Origin of the sequence: Streptomyces sp. NPDC002680 (assembly GCF_042889145.1) — a bacterium.
Lineage (GTDB): Bacteria > Actinomycetota > Actinomycetes > Streptomycetales > Streptomycetaceae > Streptomyces > Streptomyces adonidis.
The window spans coordinates 392,266-410,791 of sequence record NZ_JBIAQP010000007.1; the positions used below are offsets into that span (position 1 = coordinate 392,266).

The 18,526-nt window shown below is 70.5% G+C and carries 18 protein-coding genes; 7 read left to right on the plus strand and 11 right to left on the minus strand.

Annotated features, from left to right (window positions below):
- Positions 1–3 precede the first annotated feature (3 nt).
- From ACFYXF_RS20875 to ACFYXF_RS20885, 3 genes are all read right to left on the minus strand, one after another.
- Complete coding sequence (locus tag ACFYXF_RS20875; RefSeq protein ID WP_389351083.1) at positions 4–1,014, minus strand: LLM class F420-dependent oxidoreductase; 1,011 nt, start codon at positions 1,012–1,014, stop codon at positions 4–6.
- A gap of 103 nt (positions 1,015–1,117) precedes the next feature.
- On the minus strand, positions 1,118–1,963 hold the full coding sequence (locus ACFYXF_RS20880; protein ID WP_389351084.1) for a hypothetical protein: 846 nt from the start codon (positions 1,961–1,963) through the stop codon (positions 1,118–1,120).
- Positions 1,964–2,072: 109 nt separating this feature from the next.
- Positions 2,073–3,002, minus strand: a complete 930-nt coding sequence (locus ACFYXF_RS20885; protein ID WP_389351237.1) for an N-acetylmuramoyl-L-alanine amidase — start codon at positions 3,000–3,002, stop codon at positions 2,073–2,075.
- A 104-nt stretch (positions 3,003–3,106) separates the two neighbouring features.
- Between ACFYXF_RS20885 and ACFYXF_RS20890 the strand changes: the two genes are divergently transcribed.
- Positions 3,107–4,198 (plus strand): endonuclease/exonuclease/phosphatase family protein, encoded by a 1,092-nt coding sequence (locus tag ACFYXF_RS20890; RefSeq protein ID WP_389351085.1) that lies wholly within the window; start codon positions 3,107–3,109, stop codon positions 4,196–4,198.
- A gap of 45 nt (positions 4,199–4,243) precedes the next feature.
- On the opposite strand, the gene ACFYXF_RS20895 is transcribed toward ACFYXF_RS20890, so the two are convergent.
- The 4 genes from ACFYXF_RS20895 to ACFYXF_RS20910 form a co-directional block, all read right to left on the minus strand.
- Positions 4,244–4,894 (minus strand): class I SAM-dependent methyltransferase, encoded by a 651-nt coding sequence (locus ACFYXF_RS20895; protein WP_389351087.1) that lies wholly within the window; start codon positions 4,892–4,894, stop codon positions 4,244–4,246.
- A 292-nt stretch (positions 4,895–5,186) separates the two neighbouring features.
- Positions 5,187–6,929, minus strand: a complete 1,743-nt coding sequence (locus ACFYXF_RS20900; protein ID WP_389351088.1) for an MFS transporter — start codon at positions 6,927–6,929, stop codon at positions 5,187–5,189.
- Positions 6,930–7,109: 180 nt separating this feature from the next.
- On the minus strand, positions 7,110–7,742 hold the full coding sequence (locus ACFYXF_RS20905) for a response regulator (protein WP_389351239.1): 633 nt from the start codon (positions 7,740–7,742) through the stop codon (positions 7,110–7,112).
- 5 nt (positions 7,743–7,747) lie between these two features.
- Entirely contained in the window at positions 7,748–9,067 is a 1,320-nt protein-coding gene (locus tag ACFYXF_RS20910) for a sensor histidine kinase (RefSeq protein WP_389351089.1), read from the minus strand.
- A gap of 292 nt (positions 9,068–9,359) precedes the next feature.
- Between ACFYXF_RS20910 and ACFYXF_RS20915 the strand changes: the two genes are divergently transcribed.
- Genes ACFYXF_RS20915 through ACFYXF_RS20925 form a run of 3 tightly spaced genes read left to right on the plus strand, consistent with a single transcriptional unit; the run spans position 9,360 to position 12,316 of the window.
- A complete protein-coding gene (locus ACFYXF_RS20915) occupies positions 9,360–10,223 on the plus strand; it encodes a MaoC/PaaZ C-terminal domain-containing protein (RefSeq protein ID WP_389351090.1) in 864 nt (287 codons plus the stop codon).
- 45 nt (positions 10,224–10,268) lie between these two features.
- Positions 10,269–11,345, plus strand: a complete 1,077-nt coding sequence (locus ACFYXF_RS20920; protein WP_389351092.1) for a Zn-dependent alcohol dehydrogenase — start codon at positions 10,269–10,271, stop codon at positions 11,343–11,345.
- A gap of 23 nt (positions 11,346–11,368) precedes the next feature.
- Positions 11,369–12,316: a 3-oxoacyl-ACP reductase gene (locus ACFYXF_RS20925; protein WP_389351241.1), complete on the plus strand. Its 948-nt coding sequence runs from the start codon at positions 11,369–11,371 to the stop codon at positions 12,314–12,316.
- A gap of 86 nt (positions 12,317–12,402) precedes the next feature.
- On the opposite strand, the gene ACFYXF_RS20930 is transcribed toward ACFYXF_RS20925, so the two are convergent.
- Positions 12,403–12,570, minus strand: coding sequence for a hypothetical protein (locus tag ACFYXF_RS20930; protein ID WP_389351094.1), 168 nt, complete (start codon positions 12,568–12,570; stop codon positions 12,403–12,405).
- 96 nt (positions 12,571–12,666) lie between these two features.
- Complete coding sequence (locus ACFYXF_RS20935; RefSeq protein WP_389351095.1) at positions 12,667–13,839, minus strand: hypothetical protein; 1,173 nt, start codon at positions 13,837–13,839, stop codon at positions 12,667–12,669.
- 198 nt (positions 13,840–14,037) lie between these two features.
- On the opposite strand from ACFYXF_RS20935, the gene ACFYXF_RS20940 reads away from it, so the two are divergent.
- From ACFYXF_RS20940 to ACFYXF_RS20950, 3 genes are read left to right on the plus strand one after another with little or no spacing between them, the layout of a single operon-like run.
- Complete coding sequence (locus ACFYXF_RS20940; RefSeq protein WP_389351097.1) at positions 14,038–14,895, plus strand: Nif3-like dinuclear metal center hexameric protein; 858 nt, start codon at positions 14,038–14,040, stop codon at positions 14,893–14,895.
- A complete protein-coding gene (locus tag ACFYXF_RS20945; protein WP_389351242.1) occupies positions 14,892–15,635 on the plus strand; it encodes a zinc ribbon domain-containing protein in 744 nt (247 codons plus the stop codon). Before ACFYXF_RS20940 ends, ACFYXF_RS20945 begins: the two co-directional genes overlap by 4 nt.
- Before the next feature lie 41 nt (positions 15,636–15,676).
- Positions 15,677–16,909 carry a bifunctional RNase H/acid phosphatase gene (locus ACFYXF_RS20950; RefSeq protein ID WP_389351099.1) on the plus strand — a complete coding sequence of 411 codons (1,233 nt, stop codon included), beginning with the start codon at positions 15,677–15,679 and terminating at the stop codon, positions 16,907–16,909.
- Here ACFYXF_RS20950 and ACFYXF_RS20955 read toward each other — a convergent pair.
- A complete protein-coding gene (locus ACFYXF_RS20955) occupies positions 16,884–17,531 on the minus strand; it encodes a bifunctional 4-hydroxy-2-oxoglutarate aldolase/2-dehydro-3-deoxy-phosphogluconate aldolase (protein WP_389351101.1) in 648 nt (215 codons plus the stop codon). The genes ACFYXF_RS20950 and ACFYXF_RS20955 overlap by 26 nt on opposite strands.
- Before the next feature lie 140 nt (positions 17,532–17,671).
- Positions 17,672–18,454 (minus strand): peroxide stress protein YaaA, encoded by a 783-nt coding sequence (yaaA, locus tag ACFYXF_RS20960; RefSeq protein WP_389351103.1) that lies wholly within the window; start codon positions 18,452–18,454, stop codon positions 17,672–17,674.
- Positions 18,455–18,526 lie beyond the last annotated feature (72 nt).

An 18,526-nucleotide genomic window follows, 5' to 3' on the forward strand; every position in this document is an offset into this window, starting at 1 on the left:
CCGCTAGGAGTTCAGCTCGGCGAGGACGCGGAGGGTGTGCGGGTCGGGGGAGAGGACGAGGAGGTCGGTAACCGGCCCCTTGCGCCACAACTCCAGCCGCTCCGCGATGCGTTCACGAGGCCCGACGAGCGAGATCTCGTCGGCGAAGGCGTCCGGCACGGCGAGCACGGCCTCCTCGCGCCGCCCGGCGAGGAACAGCTCCTGGATCCGCCGGGCCTCCTCCTCGTACCCCATGCGTGCCATCAGATCGGCGTGGAAGTTCCGGGCCGCGTGCCCCATCCCGCCGATGTAGAACCCGAGCATGGTCTTGACGGGCAACAGCCCTTCGGAGACGTCGGAGCAGACGCGGGCCTGCGCCATCGGCGCGACGAGGAAGCCGTCCGGAGCGCCGCCGAGCGGTTCCTCGTACGTGTCGGCCCGCAGCGGGGACCAGTACAGGGGCAACCAGCCGTCGGCGATACGGGCCGTCTGCGCGATGTTCTTGGGGCCCTCCGCGCCGAGCAGGACGGGGAGTTGGGCGCGCAAGGGGTGGGTGATGGATTTCAGCGCCTTGCCGATACCGGTCCCGTCCGGCCCGTCGTACGGCAGGGGATGGAAACGTCCCGCCACCTCAACGGGTGCCTCGCGCCTGAGGACTTGGCGTACGACATCCACGTACTCCCGGGTCGCGGTGAGCGGCGACTTCGGGAACGGGCGGCCGTACCAGCCCTCGACGACCTGCGGACCGGACAGCCCCAGCCCGAGGAGGACGCGTCCGCCGGAGAGATGGTCGAGGGTGAGGGCGTGCATCGCGGTGGTCGTTGGCGACCGGGCGGCCATCTGCGCAACCGCCGTGCCCAGCTTGATCCTTGACGTCTGCGCCGCGATCCAGGTCAGCGGGGTGAACGCGTCCGAGCCCCAGGACTCGGCCGTCCACACGGAGTCGTAGCCGAGCCGTTCGGCCTCCTGGGCGAGCGGAACGTGGTCCGGGGAGGGACCGCGCCCCCAGTAGCCGAGCGCGAGACCGAGCCGCATGCCTGCCTCCTGACGGTGCGTCAGATGTGAGAGAGCTGGCGGCGACTGTACGACAACGGCCCCTCGCCCGGAAGGGCAAGGGGCCGTGGCGGCTCGCGACGGGTTAACCGCGCTGGATGCCGGAGGTGTCCTGGAGGACGCCACGGCGGCCGTCCTGCGTCTGGGCGATCAGGCCCTGGCCGCGCTGCTCGACGGCCAGGTACCAGGTACCGGGGGCCAGTTCGGCGATCGGCGCCGACGAACCGTCCTCCGCGAACAGCGGACGCGGCACCGGTACGGCGAACCAGAACGGGGAGAAGTCGGCGGCCGGGGGCTGCGCCTGCTGCTGACCCGCGCTCGCACCGGCTCCGGCGCCGAAGGGCTGACCGGCCTGCGGCTGGCCGCCGTACGGCTGCTGCGGCGCGCCGGCACCCGGGTAGCCGTAGCCGCCCTGGGGCTGGCCACCGGGGTAGGGCTGACCGCCGTAGGGCTGCGGGGCGGGCGGCTTGGGGGCGCCGATCAGGGCGCCCTTGAGGGCCGGGACCAGCGGGGTGGCGACAGCGGCGGCGGCCATGACGACCGTGGCGACGAGGGAGAGGATCAGGCCGGTGCCGGCGTCCGGCCCCGAACTGGCGCTTTCACCGACGTTGTTGGCGCCGCCCGCCGGGTCGAAGACGTTGCCGAGCGCGCTCCAGGCGGCGAAGACGGTGAAGGCGACACCGAACTGGCCGAGGTCGATGCCCGCGACCTTGGGCACCTGCGGCAGACCGTGCGACACCACGACGAGCGCGGCACCGATGAGGCCCGCGAGGACGACGCCCAGCAGGACCGGTCCACTGGCCCAGGCGCTCGGCATGTCGAGGCCAGTGGCACCGTCGACGGAGTAGATGTCGAGGAACGACGCGATGAACAGCAACACCGCTGCTCCGATCACCACGCCGTCGCCTCGAGTGAGGGAGCGGATATTCACTTCAGGTCCTCAGGTCCTTCGTAGGTCGTGTCGTCGTCAATCGATCGTTCGTAGGGGCACGACATTATCGTCCGTCCGAGCGGGCTGTCCGCCGGGATGCACGCGTTGATCACGAACCGCGCAGGAAACTCACGATTCCTTCAGAGATCCCTTGGGCGGCTTTTTCCCGCCAGGTCCCGCTGGTCAGCAGGGCCGCGTCCGCGCTGTCGCGCATGTTGCCGCACTCGATGAACACCTTCGGAACCGTTGACAGATTGAGACCGCCGAGGTCCGTACGGGTGTCCAGACCGGTTCCGTCACCGATGTAGTTGGAGGGCGCGGAGCCGGTCTCGCGGATGAACCCGTCTTTGACGTCCTCCCCGAGCACCTTGGAGGAGGCGATGATCGGCCGGGTGTCGGCGCCACCCTCGTGCACGGCCCCCGGCAGGATCACATGGAACCCCCGATTACCGGCCGAACTCCCATCCGCGTGGATGGAGACGACGGCGTCGGCGTGCGCGGCGTTCCCGATCCGCGCCCGCTCGTCGATGCAGGGCCCGAAGGCCAGGTCGCCGTCCTGCGTGAACTTGACCGTGGCACCCTGCTGTTCGAGCACCGTCCGCAGCCGCCGCGCGACATCGAGGGTGAACTCGGCTTCCGTATAACCGCTGTTGGTGGCGGTACCGGTGGTGTCGCACTCCTTGGAGTTCGTACCGATGTCCACCTTGCGGTTGATCTCGGCGGTGTGCTTGAAGTTCCCGGGATTGTGTCCCGGGTCGACGACGACGACCTTGCCCGCGAGGGGAGCGGCGGATTCGCTCTCGCTTTCGCTGGGGACGGAGATACCGGGCGTCCCGATGGGCGAGAGGGGCTCGTAGTCGCCGCTGGACAGGGCATCCCCCTCCCTGCCACCACCGTCATCGGCGACGGCCCCCCAGACGAACCACCCACCCCCGCCCAGCACCAGCACGGCGAGGGCGACGGCCAGGGAACGGCGTACGGAGGAACGTGAGGAACCGGGGGGCTGGGGCGGCTCGAAGCCGGGGCCGACGTAGGACACGTCAGCCACCCTACTGACCGTCCATGGCGTCCATGCCGTCCGAGGGGCTCGGTTCGACAGTTGTCGCACGCCGCCGGAGAATTGGAAGTGTGGAAGGAGGTCCCATGAGTATCCGCATAGCCACCTTCAACTGCGAAAACCTCTTCCGGAGGCCTGTCGTCTTCGGCAGCGGGAACGACCCGATACGCGACGCCGTGCTCGTGGACTTCAGAAAGCTTGTCGACATCCTCGAACGCGACGCCTACACGGCCAACGGCAAGACAAAGATCATCGAGCTGCTCAAGAAGCACAGCGTCGATGTCTCCAAGGACATCTCCACCCAGACGATCCAACTGAACCAGCCGCGCGGACAGGCCAAGCTCCTCAAGGGCGTGGGCCAGGACATCGAGGTCAGGCCCGAGGTCACGGGACGGTCCTCCTGGGTCGGCTGGGCCGAACTGGCCAAGGGCGACCTCGGTTGGGACGCCGTCACGAACACGGCCAGGGTGATCGCCGAGGTGAACGCCGACATACTGCTGACGGTCGAGGTCGAGGACCGGCTCACCCTGCACCGCTTCAACGAACAGATACTGGCGGGCCAGCTCGATGCGGAGCCGTATCCGTACAACATGCTGATCGACGGCAACGACATTCGCGGCATCGACGTGGGGCTGTTCAGCCGGTACCCGATCACCTCCGTGCGCTCGCACATCTTCGACAAGAAGGGCAACCTGGTGGTTTTCAGCCGGGACTGCCCGGAATTCGAGATCGACATCAAGGGCAAACCGCTCTGGCTCCTCGGGAACCACTTCAAGAGCAAGCTCGGCGGAGGCGAAGAAAAGCGCAAGCTCCAGGGTGATCGCGTCGCCGAGCTCTACGAGGCCGCGCTCAAGCGCTCGGCCCATGTCGTGGTCGCCGGGGACCTCAACGACTTCCCGGGCAGTCCGCCGCTCGCGGTCCTGGAGGCCACCAGCCTGAAGGACGCGATGACCCACGACAGTTACCAGGATGAACTGCCCGGCACCCACGGGACGTGCACGAGCCTCAGGGACAAGATCGACTACCTGATGCTCTCGCCGAAGCTGTTCACCAAGGTGAGCAAGGTCGAGGTGGAGCGGCGTGGAATCTCCGAGTTCAGCAGCCCGTTCCCCGAAGTGACCGGACCCGAGAACCAGGCTTCCGACCACGCCGCCGTCGTCGCCGAACTCGACCTGTAGTGCTCGATCTGTAAAGGCTGCCCGACGGTCGGCGCCAACCTGCCCTCAGACCCCGCCCCCCGTCCGTCGCAGCACGCGCAGCGAGCGGGTCGCGGAGACCTCCGTGAAGGCGCCGGAGGCGAGGGCGCGGAGGTAGACGCGGTAGGGGGCCTGCCCGGTGAACTCGTCCTCGGGGTCGGGGAAGACGTCGTGGATGAGGAGCAGCCCGCCCTCGACGACATGCGGGGCCCAGCCCTCGTAGTCGGCGGTGGCGTGCTCGTCGGTGTGCCCGCCGTCGATGAAGACGAGCCCGAGCGGGGAGTTCCAGACCCGCGCGACCTGGGGCGAACGCCCGACGACCGCGATCACGTGCTCCTCCAGGCCGGCCTGGAAGAGGGCCCGCCGGAAGAGCGGAAGCGTGTCCATGACCTTGAGTTCCGGGTCGACGGTGTCAGGGTCGTGGTACTGCCACCCCGGCTGCTGCTCCTCGCTGCCCCGATGGTGATCGACGGTGACCGCGCTGACCCCGGCGGCACGGGCGGCATCGGCGAGCAGGATGGTGGACCGCCCGCAGTACGTCCCGACTTCGAGCAACGGCAGCCCGAGGGCCCCTGCCTCGACGGCGGCCGCATAGAGCGCCAGCCCCTCATCCAGGGGCATGAACCCCTTGGCGGCCTCGAACGCGGCCAGGATCTCAGGCGTGGGCGCGGGGGGCATTGGGGGTCCTCTCGATCGTACGGACATGCCGACGGCCCCATGCTGCCGCACCCCCGGGCCACTGGAGGACAGGGGGTGCGCATCTCCACCCCCGGGTCACCGGAAGACAGAGGGTCCGCATCATCCCCACCCCAGGGTCACCGGAAGACAGGGGGCCCGCATCCCCACCTCAGGGGCGCGGGAAGACAGGGGGTCCGCATCCCCACCTCAGGGGCGCGGGGAACTGCGCGACCGGCCCCCACCGGCCCGCAGCCAACACACAACCCTGCCCCCCCGCTCGCGCGCGGAGCGCCTACGCGCTGACGGTCTCCCCGGGCAAGGACAGGTCCAAGTCAACCGCCCCTTCCCCACCCGCATGCGTCGCGGACGACGCATGCGGCCCATACCCAGAAGCCCGCGCGGCCAGCACATACGCCCCCTCGCCGGGAACGGCGAGTGCGTAACTCCCGTCGGACGCGGAGAGCGTGGCGCCGGCCTGCCGCCCACGCCGGTCGATCAACGTGACCTTGGCCCGCGCGACCGGAACCCCGTCAGCCCCCAGAACCCGCCCACGGAACCCGGATCCGCCCGAGGCGTCCTCCTCGCTGCTCGCCCGCAGCTGGAGCCCACTGTCCGCCCGCCGCCCCGGCAGGAACAACGCCAGCAGCAGTCCCACCGCCACCGCACCCGTAGCGATCAGGAAGGACACACGGAAGCCATGCATGGTCGGGATCGCAACGCCCCCCACATGGTTCGCCGTGTTCGCGAGCACCATGCCGATGACGGCGCTCGACACCGACGTACCGATGGACCGCATCAGGGTGTTGAGCCCGTTCGCCGCGCCCGTCTCCGAGGCCGGAACCGCCCCGACGATCAGGGCGGGAAGGGAGGAGTACGCGAGCCCGATACCGGCACCCAGAACCACCGCGATGACGAGTGACTGCCAGGCCGCGCTCATCAGGCCGAGGCCGGCGCCGTAGCCGATGCCGATGATCAGCAGGCCGAGGATCAGGGTGACCTTGGGCCCGTACTTGGCGGACAGCCGCGCATAGACAGGGGCCGTGAACATCATCGTCAGGCCGAGCGGCGCCACGATCAGGCCCGCCATGACCATGGACTGGCCGAGACCGTAGCCGGTGGAGGTGGGCAACTGGAGGAGCTGGGGCAGGACGAGCGAGACGACGTAGAAGGAGACACCGACCATGATCGAGGCGAGGTTGGTGAAGAGGACAGCGGGCCGGGCGGTGGTCCGCAGGTCCACCAGAGGGGCCTTCAACCGCAGCTCCAGTACGCCCCACAGAAGCAGTACGAGCGCGGACGCGCCGAACAGACCGAGCGTGGTGCCGGAGGTCCAGCCCCAGTCGCTGCCCTTGGTGATGGGCAGGAGGAAGAGGACGAGACCGGCGGAGAGTCCGATGGCGCCGAGCACGTCGAAGGTGCCCTCCGCGCGCATCCGGGACTCCGGTACGAAGAACAGGGTGAGGGCGATGGCGAAGGCACCGAGACCGGCGGCGCCGTAGAAGAGGGCGTGCCAGTCGGAGTGCTGGGCGATCAGCGCGGCGAGGGGGAGCGCGAGGCCGCCGCCGACGCCGATGGAGGAACTCATCAGGGCCATCGCCGAGGGGAGCTTCTCGCGGGGCAGCATGTCGCGCATCAGACCGATGCCGAGGGGGATGGCACCCATGGCGAAGCCCTGGAGGGTCCGGCCCACGATCATGGTCAGCAGGTCGCTGGTGAGCGCGCTGACCAGGGCGCCGACCACCATCACGGAGAGGCTGGCGATCAGCAGACGCCGCTTGCCGTACAGGTCACCGAGCCGGCCCATGATCGGCGTGGCCACGGCTCCGGAGAGGAGCGTCGAGGTCAGCACCCAGGTGGCGTTGCTGGGCGAGGTGCTCAGCAGCTGGGGCAGGTCCTTGATGACGGGGACGAGCAGGGTCTGCATGACCGCGACAACAATGCCCGCGAAGGCGAGCACCGGGACTATGGCCCCGCCCGTTCTGCCGGTGCCACCGGTATCCCCGGTGGGCCGGTCGGTCGTGGTCGTGTGCGTCATGGGGTGGAGCCTCCAGGCAGGGCGGTGATCGTGGCGTTTCGCCGTGGGGACGGGGTGCGGAGTCCGGGGGACGGGGGTACGTGTGAGATGAACCTGTGTGCCTGGGCAACTATTCCGATGTTTTGGCGTACTAACTAGTTCTTGACCTACTCATGGGTATCGCCAAGACATACGGGTCGTCTACAGCCACCCCTGCCGACGAGCCTCCCGTACCGCCTCCATCCGGTTGCGGGTGCCCGTCTTGCCGATCGCCGCCGAGAGGTAGTTGCGGACCGTCGACTCCGAGAGGTGGAGTCTGGCGGCGATGTCCGCGACCGTCGCGCCGTCCACCGAGGCCTTGAGTACGTCGCCCTCGCGGGCCGTGAGCGGGTTGGGGCCGGCGCTGAGTGCGGCGGCCGCGAGGGCGGGGTCGATGACCGTCTCGCCGGTCAGTACGCGGCGGATCGACGCCGCCAGCTCCTCCACCGGGCCGTCCTTGACGAGGAAACCGGCGGCGCCCGCCTCCATCGCCCGGCGCAGATAGCCGGGGCGGCCGAAGGTGGTCAGGATCAGTACGCGGCAGTCCGGGGCCTCGTCGCGGAGCTGGGCGGCGGCGTCCAGGCCGCTGATGCCGGGCAGTTCGATGTCGAGGAGCGCCACGTCCGGGCGGTGCAGGAGGGCCGCGTCGACGATCGCGTCCCCGGACCCGACCTGGGCGACGACCTCGATGTCCGGCTCCATCCCGAGCAGCAGGGCGAGAGCGCCCCGCATCATTCCCTGGTCCTCGGCGAGCAGGACTCTGACGGACTTCGCGGGACGGTGGTCCCGGGGCATCTCGTTCACGGGGTAAGGGTAGGGCGGGTGTGGGGGCTGAGCTGGGAGGAAGGCGGCGACTCCCGCATCTCCGTAGCCGGTTCCGCGGCTACCTCCGTGGGTAGCTCGGCCGTCACCAGGAAGCCGCCCCTGGGTGTCGGGCCCGCCTCCAGCGAGCCGCCCGCCGCCGCCAGACGTTCCTTGAGGCCCTTCAGTCCGGTGCCGCCGACACCCGGACGCGTGGACCCCGCGGGCGGCTGTACACCGGTGCCGTCGTCCGCGACGCTCAGGCGCACCCGTTCGCCCGCGCTCTCCACCGTGATCTCGCAGCGGGCGGCGCCGCTGTGCCGTACGACGTTCGTGACCGCCTCCCGTACCACCCAGCCCAGGAGCGCCTCCGCCGACGCGGGCAGGGGCGGGCCCGAGCGGTGGATCGCCGGGGTGATGTCCGCCGCCGTCAGGACCGAGTCCGCGCGGTCCAGTTCCGTGGCCAGGCCGCCCTGCCGGTAGCCCGTCACCGCCTCGCGGATCTCCGTCAGGGCCTGGCGCCCCACCGACTCGATGTCCGTGATCTGGAGCAGGGCCGCGTCCATGTTCGACGGTGCCAGCCGACGCGCCGCCTCCGACTTCACCACGATCACCGACAGGGTGTGGCCCAGCAGATCGTGCAGGTCGCGGGAGAACCGCAGCCGCTCCTCCTCGACCGCGCGGCGCGCCAACTCCTCACGCGCCGACCGCAGTTCACGTACCGCCTCGGCCAGAGACAGGATCGCCGCCGTCACCATCGTCGACAGGAACGTCCCGTACGCGATGTTCAGCGCGTCCCAGCCGTCCCGCACCGCGGAGACCGCCGCCGCGAGTGCGGTGAGCGCGAGTCCGGCGCGGCCCAGCCGCGGGCCCCGCATCACCGCGCCCGTGGCCAGCCCGAGCAGCGGGAAGAAGTACAGCCAGCTGCCGCCGTACACGATCGCCGGCGCGCAGGTCACCACGCCCATCAGGGCGAGCGCGACCCGCGTCGACCTCGCGTCCCGCTTCTCCTTCACGAAGGCGCGGAACGTGACGTAGACGTAGAGCGAGTTGAAGGCGAGCAGGCCCAGGCCGCCGATCCAGGGTTGTGGGGTGCGGCCCTGGAGGAGGTTGGAGAAGGAGCCCAGGCCCATCAGCAGCCAGGGCAGCAGGGTGAAACCGGTGGGCGGCGGGCCCGGGTTCTCCGGCTCCGGCAGCCGGCCGCCCGACTTCCGCGCGGCGCGCCGGGCGGCCCTGAACCGCTGCGCGTCCGCTCGCCACCGCGCTCGCTCCGCCTGCCATTCGCTCACCTGGCAGGCGACCTCTCGCATCCAGAACATGGACATCAGCGTACGAAGCGATCGTCGCCCCGGGCAGATGCCGATGTACGGACTCCGGCAGGACAAATGTCCCGGTCCCGTGAATCACGCATACAGCTGACGGAGTGTCAGGAGCCTTCACAACTCGGGACCGCTCGGCTATACAACAGAGGGCGCCGGACTGGAACGCGTTCTAGAACGGCCCGTATCGACCTCGGTGCGGCCGACGGTGCGGACGACCGTACCGAGGTCTCAGTTCCGCCTCAGTTCCGCGAGCTCGCCGTCAGTTCTCTGCCAGTCGATCAGGAGTCCCATGCCCATTGACGCCGCCAAGGCCGTCGCCGCCGAACCCCGGTCCGCAGAGATCGCCTGGGGCCGCAAGGACGTCCAGCTCTACCACCTCGGCATCGGCGCCGGCGTCCCCGCGACCGATCCCGGCGAACTCCGCTACACCCTCGAATCCCGGCTGCACGTCCTGCCCAGCTTCGCCACCGTCGCGGGCAACGACTCCCCGGACGTGATCAGCGGCCTGTCCATGCCCGGCGTCGACGTCGACCTCGCCCACGTCCTGCACGGCGGCCAGAGCATCGAGGTCCACCGCCCGATCCCGGTCGAGGGCAGGGCGCGCGCCACCGGCAGCATCGCCGCCGTGTACGACAAGGGCAGCGCCGCGATCCTCGTCATGCGCACCGAGGTCGCCGACGCCGACGGGCCGTTGTGGACCAGCGACGCGCAGATCTTCGTACGGGGGGAGGGCGGCTGGGGCGGCGACCGCGGCCCCTCGACCCGGCTTCCGGTGCCTGACGGTGAGCCCGTGAAGGTCGTCGAGCGGACCGTCCGGGAGGACCAGGCGCTGCTCTACCGGCTCTCCGGCGACTGGAACCCGCTGCACGCCGACCCCGAGTTCGCCGCCCGCGCCGGGTTCGAACGGCCCATCCTGCACGGGCTGTGCACGTACGGCATGACGCTCAAGGCGGTCGTCGACACCGTGCTCGGCGGGGACGTCGGCCGGGTCCGGGCGTACCGCACCCGCTTCGCCGGGGTCGTGTTCCCGGGGGAGACCCTGCGCATCCGGATGTGGACGCCCGAACCGGACCGCGTCCAGGTGTCGGTCACCGCCGTCGAGCGGGACGACGCGCCGGTACTGGCCGACACCGTCGTCGAGCACTCCGCATGAACCGCACACCCGTGAGCCGAGCACATTCCTGAGGGGAGCCGCATCATGCGCGCAGCCGTACTGCACGAGATCGGACAGGACAAGCTCGACGTCCTCGACGACGTCGAGGCCGTGGGCTTCGGCCCCGGCAAGGTGAGGATCCGGGTACGGGCCACCGGGCTGTGCCATTCGGACCTCTCCGCGATGAACGGCGTACTGCCGCAGCCCGCGCCCTTCGTCCCCGGCCACGAGGGCGCCGGCGAGATCCTCGAAGTCGGGGACGGGGTAGGGCACTTGAAGGCCGGTGACCGGGTCGTCGTCTGCTGGCTGCCCGCCTGTGGGGCGTGTCCCGCGTGCAAGCGCGGGCAGAGCGAACTGTGCCTCTCCGGGTTCATGAACGCGGGCACTCCCAACTTCCGTCGCCCCGGCGGCGATGTCTTCGGCATGGCGGGCACCGGCACCTTCACCGAGGAGGTCGTCGTCGACGCGGGCTGTGCCGTGCCCATCCCCGACGACGTGCCCTTCGACATCGCCGCCCTCATCGGCTGCGGGGTGACCACCGGACTCGGCGCCGCCATCAACACCGCGAATGTGCAGGCCGGTTCGTCGGTCGCCGTCATCGGCTGCGGAGGCGTCGGCATCTCCGCGATACAGGGCGCCCGGCTCCAGGGAGCCGCCGAGATCGTCGCCGTCGACCCGGTCGTCTCGCGCCGCGAGTCCGCGCTCAAGTTCGGTGCCACGAAGGCGGTTTCGCCGGAGGAACTGGCCGACGCCAAGCAACAGCTCACCGGCGGCGAGGGGTTCGACTACGTCTTCGAGGTCGTCGGCCGCTCCGCCACCGCCCGCACCGCCTACGACACCACCCGGCGCGGCGGCACCATGGTCGTCGTCGGCGCGGGCGCCATGGACGACAACCTCCAACTCAACATGTTCGAGCTGTTCTTCGACGAGAAGCGCATCCTGCCGTCCATGTACGGCGGCGGCGACGTCCTGCGGTCCTACGAGCGCACGATCGCCCTCTGGCGCGCCGGACGCGTCGACCTGGAGAACCTCATCACCCACCGCGTACCGCTCTCCGGCATCAACGAGGCCCTCGACCAGATGCGTACGGGAACCGCGCTGCGTACGTGCATCGAGATCTGAGAGCCGAGGACGGAAGGCCGATGATGTCACTGCCACTTGAGGGGCTCGCCGCGATCGTCACGGGCGCGGGGCGCGGTCTCGGCCGGGCCGAGGCACTGGAACTGGCCCGGCTCGGCGCGGCCGTCGTCGTCAACGACTACGGGCAGCCCGGCCGGGACGGCTCAGGCGAGGCGTCCGCCACCCCCGCCGAGGAGGTCGCCGCCGAGATCCGAGCGGCGGGCGGCATGGCGGTCGCGCACACCGGAGACGTCGCCGATCACCAACAGGCCCGTGAACTCGTCGAGTTGGCGATCGCCGAGTTCGGGAAACTGGACGTCCTCGTCAACAACGCGGGCATCCTGCGCGACCGTATGGTCTTCTCCATGACGGAGGGGGAGTGGGACTCCGTCATACGCGTCCACCTCAAGGGCCACTTCAACACGACCCACTTCGCCGCCGCGCATTGGCGCGAGCGGTCCAAGGCGAGCGGCGCACCGGTGTACGGACGGATCGTGAACACCTCCTCGGAGGCGTTCCTCGCCGGTTCGGCGGGACAGCCCAACTACGCGGCCGCGAAAGGCGGAATCGTCGGGCTGACCACCTCCACGGCCCTCGCCCTCGCCAAGTACGGCGTCACGGCGAACGCGATCTGCCCCCGCGCCCGGACCCGTATGACCGAGGACGTCTTCCAGGATTTCGAGCGGCCGGAGAACGGCAACAGCGGCCTCGACCCTCTCGCTCCCGAGCATGTCGCCCCGCTCGTCGGCTACTTGGCCTCGCCGGCCGCCGAGCAGGTCAACGGCCAGCTGCTCGTCGTCCACGGCGGCATGGTCGCCGTCGTCGAACGCCCGCGGGTGGCCGCCAAGTTCGACAGCAAGCAGGACACCTTCACCTACGACGAACTGGACGCGCTCCTCACCCCGCACTACGCGCAGCGGCCCGCGGGGGAGACGTTCGCGGCGGCGGAGGTGCTCGGACTCAAGCGCGGTTAGCGAAAAGGGAGTCGGGAACGGCTCGGGAAACGGCAACGGCTCCGCCCGTACGAGAAGGGCGGAGCCGTGCCAGGCCTGCGTACCGGTCAGGCCCTGTTCTCGGCCTGCTCGGACGGCTTGCGGTGACGGCCGTTCGGGGTCGCCTCGTCGTTGTGGACCGAGACCGGGCCCCGGTGCTTGCCGTGGCCACCTCCGTGACCCGTGCCCTCCTGGGCATCGGCGGACAGAGGCTGCGTGATGCTTGCGTCGTTCATCGGAATGGTTCACCCCGTCAACATGATCTTTCTAACAGCCGGACGATCTTAACCGGCACACATCGGGGTGACACGAGCCGCACACGCCGACCGGGACTACTTCGTTACAAGCGTCGTCACTTCGTTACCGGGCTTCCCGGTCTTCGCCACGACCCGTGCCAGTGGCGCCTGTTGCAACGGCACCGGCCGCGCCACGACGACGGGTGCCGGAGCACTCTCCTCCGGCTCCTCCGCCGGCTCCTCATCCCGCTCCTCGGCCCGCACCCGAGCCACCCCGCACGGCACCTCCCCCGTCGCGTACGGCAGTTGAAGCTCCCCGTCCCTGCTCCACAGACCGACTCCCCGCAGCCACCCCTCCGGCGCCGGAAAGTGCCGCACCTGTCGCCCGACGGGCCGCCACACCCCGACCCAGCTCCCCGCCGGACCGTCGACCCGCAGCGCCACCCCGCACCCCTCCGGCGTCAGCACCTGCCCCGGCTGGATCGCGAACGGCGTCAGCGTGCACCCCTCGACGCGCAGGCACTCCGGGAACCGCACCGGCAGGGTGCTGCCGAGCACCCCCCAGCCCAGCCGTTCGGGCCCGCCGGGCGAGGGCGCGTCCGAGCCGATCAGCAGCAGCCCGCTGTCCGCGTCCGCGAGGAGCAGCCGGTCGTTGCTCTCCGCCGAGATCTGGAGCAGCGGCGACACCTCGCCGTCGCGCTCCAGGTCGACCACGACCGCCTTCGTGCGCCCCCCGACCTCCCGGTCCAGGGCGAGCAGTCGGCCCGTACGGTCCAGCCAGACCCCGCCCGAACAGCGCCCGGGGACCTCCGTGACGTACTCGGGCCCGAAGGCGCCGCCCGCCACCAGCCACACCGTCGTCGAACGCCGGCCCAGGGCGAGGGCGTACGCGCGGTCGCCGCCCGGCGCCGGGGGCAGCAGCCGCAGCGGGGTGCCGGCGTCGGGGCACTCGACCGCGCCGAGGGGGAGTTCGCCGGTGCCGGGGCCGGTCGGGTAGAGCAGCGCGAAGGTGTGCCGGCCGTCGACGAGACGGTGGATGAGGACCCGCCCGTCGCCCATCGGAAGCACCTGCGTGCCGGGTTCCTCAGGCTGGTTGCCGGGCAGCGGTACGGCGTACGGCTCGGGTCCGTCGAGTGTCCAGCGCTCCGGGAACCAGGAGTCGCCGCTTCGCGCGAGCCGGGCCGCGTAGGCGCCGTCCGCGGTGATCACGCACTCCGCCGCCGGGGACAACCCGTCCTCCGTGCTCGGTTCGATCGCACAGGCTGTCATCGATCGGTCACCTCCGGCGACAAAACTAGTTTTCGCACGCACGGGCGTGGGATCGGGCGGCATCCACTTCACACATAAGGGTGGCAAAGTAACGATTCGCCTGAGGAGACGGAGACGTGTGTGCTGGCCGGGACCGGGGCGACAAAGGGAGGGGCGCACCGGTTCAGCCGTACAGACCAGCCAGGTAGCCTTGCCTGCGTGCCCCGTCTGTCTGAAGTCATCGCCGCACTCGACGCCCTCTGGCCCCCCGAGCGGGCCGAGAGCTGGGACGCGGTCGGCACCGTCGTGGGCGACCCCGACCTGGAGATCTCCCGGGTCCTGTTCGCGGTGGACCCCGTCCAGGACATCGTCGACGAGGCCGTGAAGCTGGGCGCCGATCTGCTGGTCACCCACCATCCGCTCTATCTCCGGGGTACGACCACGGTCGCGGCGGACACCTTCAAGGGCCGCGTCGTGCACACCCTCATCAAGCACGACATCGCCCTGCACGTCGCCCACACCAACGCCGACCGCGCCGACCCGGGAGTCAGCGACGCCCTCGCCGGTGCCCTCGACCTGCGGGTCGTACGTCCGCTCGTACCGGACCCCTCAGACCCGGCGGGCCGACGCGGTCTCGGCCGGGTCTGCGAGCTGGACCACCCGCTGACCGTCCGCGAGTTCGCGGCCCGCGCCGCCGAACGGCTGCCCGCGACCGCGCAGGGCATCCGGGTCGCCGGCGACCCCGAGGCGCTCGTCCGTACGGTCGCCGTCAGCGGCGGCTCCGGCGACAGCCTCTTCGACGACGTACGCGCGGCCGGTGTCGACGCCTTCCTCACCGCGGACCTCCGCCACCACCCGGTCTCGGAGGCACGCGCCCACAGCCCCCTCGCGCTGCTCGACGCCGCGCACTGGGCCACCGAGTGGCCCTGGTGCGAGCTGGCCGCCGCCCAGCTCGACGAGATCTCCGACCGGAACGGATGGGGCCTTCGCGTCCATGTCTCCGCGACGGTCACCGACCCCTGGACCGCCCACGCGGCGTCCACCACCACATCTGAAGCACTGGGAGCCCCCAACTGAACGCCGCGCCCGCCGACCAGATCCGACTTCTCGACGTCCAGGCCCTCGACGCACGCCTCCAGCAGCTCACGCACAAGCGCAAGTCGCTGCCCGAGCACGCCGAGATCGAGTCGCTGACCAAGGACCTCACGCAGCTGCGCGACCTGCTGGTGGCCGCGACGACCGAGGAGAGCGACTGCGCCCGCGAGCAGACCAAGGCCGAGCAGGACGTGGACCAGGTGCGCCAGCGCGCCACCCGCGACCAGCAGCGCCTGGACTCCGGCGCCGTCAGCTCGTCCAAGGACCTGGAGAACCTCCAGCGCGAGATCACCTCCCTCGCCAAGCGGCAGGGCGACCTGGAGGACATCGTCCTGGAGGTCATGGAGCGCCGTGAGTCCGCGCAGGAGCGCGTCGCCGAGCTGACCGAGCGCGTCGGCGCCGTCCAGGGCAAGATCGACGACGCGACCGCCCGGCGCGAGGCCTCGTTCGAGACCCTCGACGGCGAGGTGGGCACGGCGAAGAAGGAGCGCGAGGTCATCGCGGGTTCGGTGCCCGACGACCTCCTCAAGCTGTACGACAAGCTGCGCGCGCAGCAGGGCGGGGTCGGCGCCGCCCGTCTCTACCAGCGCCGCTGCGAGGGCTGCCGCCTGGAGCTGAACATCACCGAGGTCAACGAGGTGAAGGCGGCGGCTCCGGACGCGGTACTGCGCTGCGAGAACTGCCGTCGCATCCTGGTGCGTACGTCGGAGTCGGGTCTGTAAGCAGTTTTTCCGGTCGGCCGGTTCAGCAAGGAGCTTGTGGCGTGCGGGAGTTCATCGTCGAGGCGGACGGCGGTTCCCGGGGCAACCCGGGGCCCGCGGGCTACGGTTCCGTCGTCATCGACGCGGCCACGGGCGAGACGCTGGCGGAGGCGGCCGAGTACATCGGCATCGCCACCAACAACGTCGCCGAGTACCGGGGCCTGGTGGCCGGCCTGCGCGCGGCCCGCGAGCTGGACCCGACCGCCAGGATCCGTGTCCGGATGGACTCCAAGCTGGTCGTCGAGCAGATGTCGGGCCGCTGGAAGATCAAGCACCCGGACATGAAGCCCCTGGCGGCGGAGGCGGCGCGGGTGTTCCCGACGGCCGGGCAGGTGACGTACGAGTGGATCCCGAGAGAGCAGAACAAACACGCGGACAGGCTCGCCAACGAGGCGATGGACGCGGGGAAAAGAGGCGAACAGTGGATCGCAGGCTCAGGCGTCCCACCTAAGGGGCGCGGGGCTGTGACACATGCGGCTCCGCCGCGCGGGCGCGACCAGCCCCCACTGACCGCAACTGTGACGACGACCGCTGACGCGAAAGCCGAAGCCGACGCCCGCGCCGCAAGCAAGGTAGCCACCCCCACCACAGGTTGGGCCCCCGCAGACATGGGCGCCCCCGCCACCTTCGTCCTCCTCCGCCACGGCGAAACCCTCCTCACCCCCCAGAAACGCTTCTCGGGCAGCGGCGGCACGGACCCGTCCCTCTCGGACGTGGGCCGGGACCAGGCCGAACGCGTGGCGGAGTCCCTGGCCGGGCGAGGCACGATCGAGGCGATCATCGCGTCCCCCCTGACCCGCACCCGTGAGACCGCCGCCGCGGTCGCCGCCCGCCTGGGCCTCGACGTGACGATCGACGACGGCCTGCGCGAGACGGACTTCGGCGCATGGGAGGGGCTGACCTTCGGCGAGGTGCGCGAGCGCTACCCGGACGACATGAACGCCTGGCTGGCCTCCCCGAAGGCCGAACCGACGGGCGGCGGCGAGAGCTTCGCGGCAACAGCGCGCCGGATGGCGATCACCCGCGACAAGCTGATCGCGGCCCACGCGGGCCGTACGGTCCTGCTGGTCACCCACGTGACCCCCATCAAGACCCTCGTCCGCCTCGCCCTGGGCGCCCCGCCGGAGTCCCTGTTCCGTATGGAACTCTCGGCGGCGTCACTGTCGGCGGTGGCGTACTACGCGGACGGCAACGCGAGCGTACGGCTGTTCAACGACACGTCGCACCTGCGCTGAGCCCGGCGGCCTGACGGGCCAGGGCCTCGACCCGGTCCCAGTCGCGAGCGGCGATGGCATCCGCGGGAAGCATCCAACTCCCGCCCACACAGGCGACGTTGGGCAGCGCGAGATACTCGGGCGCGTTCGCGGGACCGACCCCTCCGGTCGGACAGAACCGGGCCTGGGGAAGCGGCCCGGCCAGCGCCTTCAGATAGGCGGCCCCGCCCGCCGCCTCCGCCGGGAAGAACTTCATCTCCCGCACCCCCCGCTCCAACAGCGCCACAACCTCCGAGGTGGTCGACACCCCCGGCAGGAACGGCACCCCGGACGCCCGCATCGACTCCAGCAGTACGTCGGTCCACCCCGGACTGACCAGGAAACGCGCCCCGGCGGCCAGGACGTCGGTCACCTGGGCGGGCGAGATGACAGTGCCGGCACCAACCATCGCGTCCGGCACCTCGTCGGCGATGGCCCGAATGGCATCGAGCGCGACGGGCGTACGCAGAGTCACCTCAATGGCAGGCAGCCCCCCGGCGACAAGCGCCCGAGCAAGCGGCACGGCATCGACCAGATCCTCGACGACAACCACGGGGATGACGGGCGCAAGATCAAGAACGGAGGGGGAGGAGGAGACGGGCATGCGCACCATCCTGCCCGCGCTTTGCGGCACGCGCAAAGGTCGTTGCGCATGCTGCAATACGGGACGGTCGCCCACCTAGGGGCGCGGGGAACTGCGCGACAAGCCACGACGGCGCAGCAGACAACACACAACCCACCCGCTCAGTGAACCTCGTCCACCAACACATCCAGCGCCCACGCAACCCCCGCCCGCGAAGGCGCCTCAACCTCCACCACATACCCCAAATCCCGCAACGCCTCCACCAACTCCCCCGGCCCGGAGGGCGCCACCCCCGAACTCACCAGACTCCGCACAATCCGCCCCTTGGTCGCCTTGTTGAAATGGCTGACCACCTTCCGCGTCGGCGCATGCAACACCCGCACAGTCGCCGTCCGCCCAGCAACCTCCCCCTTCGGCTTCCAGGCGGAGCCATACGCGGAGGACCGCAGATCAAGAACCAGCCCACCCCCAGCCACCTCCGGCAGCGCGGCAGCCATCGGCGCCCGCCAGTGCGAGGCCAATGCCCCGAGCCCGGGCAGCTTCACCCCCATCGAGCACCGGTACGAGGGGATACGGTCCGTGACCCGAACAGCACCCCACAACCCCGAGAAGACCAGCAACGACCGCGCCGCCCGCTTCTTAGCGGCGGCGTCGAGAGAGGCGAGGTCGAGGGCGTCGTACAGCACCCCGGTGTAGATCTCCCCGGCGGGCCGCGCCCCCGCGGTCCGCAGCTCCGTGTTCTTGGCGACCTCGCCCCGAAGCCCCTCACTGAGCCCGAGCACCTCGCGCGCCTTGTCCTCGTCGCCGAGGCACAGCTCGACGAGTTCCCCGAGGACGGCCTCGCGGGCGTCGGCGAGGCCGGGCAGGGACAGTGACTCCGGCTTGAGCGGGGCGCCGCGCCCGGAAGAGGCCTTGCCTTCGGAGGGAGGCAGCAGGACAAGCACGGTGAGTTCTCCAAACGGGTACGCGGGCTCGACTCGCGTCAGATTACGTGGCGAGGCGGGTGGGCCGGATTG

Excerpts from the sequence above, each read along its gene's own strand:
- ACFYXF_RS20895 (WP_389351087.1), bottom strand. The coding sequence starts at position 4,894 with ATGCCCCCCGCGCCCACGCCTGAGATCCTGGCCGCGTTCGAGGCCGCC.
- ACFYXF_RS20905 (WP_389351239.1), bottom strand. The coding sequence starts at position 7,742 with ATGCCCCGGGACCACCGTCCCGCGAAGTCCGTCAGAGTCCTGCTCGCC.
- ACFYXF_RS20875 (WP_389351083.1), bottom strand. The coding sequence starts at position 1,014 with ATGCGGCTCGGTCTCGCGCTCGGCTACTGGGGGCGCGGTCCCTCCCCG.
- ACFYXF_RS20900 (WP_389351088.1), bottom strand. The coding sequence starts at position 6,929 with ATGACGCACACGACCACGACCGACCGGCCCACCGGGGATACCGGTGGC.
- ACFYXF_RS20935 (WP_389351095.1), bottom strand. The coding sequence starts at position 13,839 with ATGACAGCCTGTGCGATCGAACCGAGCACGGAGGACGGGTTGTCCCCG.
- ACFYXF_RS20930 (WP_389351094.1), bottom strand. The coding sequence starts at position 12,570 with ATGAACGACGCAAGCATCACGCAGCCTCTGTCCGCCGATGCCCAGGAG.
- ACFYXF_RS20910 (WP_389351089.1), bottom strand. The coding sequence starts at position 9,067 with ATGTTCTGGATGCGAGAGGTCGCCTGCCAGGTGAGCGAATGGCAGGCG.
- ACFYXF_RS20955 (WP_389351101.1), bottom strand. The coding sequence starts at position 17,531 with ATGCCCGTCTCCTCCTCCCCCTCCGTTCTTGATCTTGCGCCCGTCATC.
- ACFYXF_RS20920 (WP_389351092.1), top strand. The coding sequence starts at position 10,269 with ATGCGCGCAGCCGTACTGCACGAGATCGGACAGGACAAGCTCGACGTC.
- ACFYXF_RS20925 (WP_389351241.1), top strand. The coding sequence starts at position 11,369 with ATGTCACTGCCACTTGAGGGGCTCGCCGCGATCGTCACGGGCGCGGGG.
- ACFYXF_RS20890 (WP_389351085.1), top strand. The coding sequence starts at position 3,107 with ATGAGTATCCGCATAGCCACCTTCAACTGCGAAAACCTCTTCCGGAGG.
- ACFYXF_RS20915 (WP_389351090.1), top strand. The coding sequence starts at position 9,360 with ATGCCCATTGACGCCGCCAAGGCCGTCGCCGCCGAACCCCGGTCCGCA.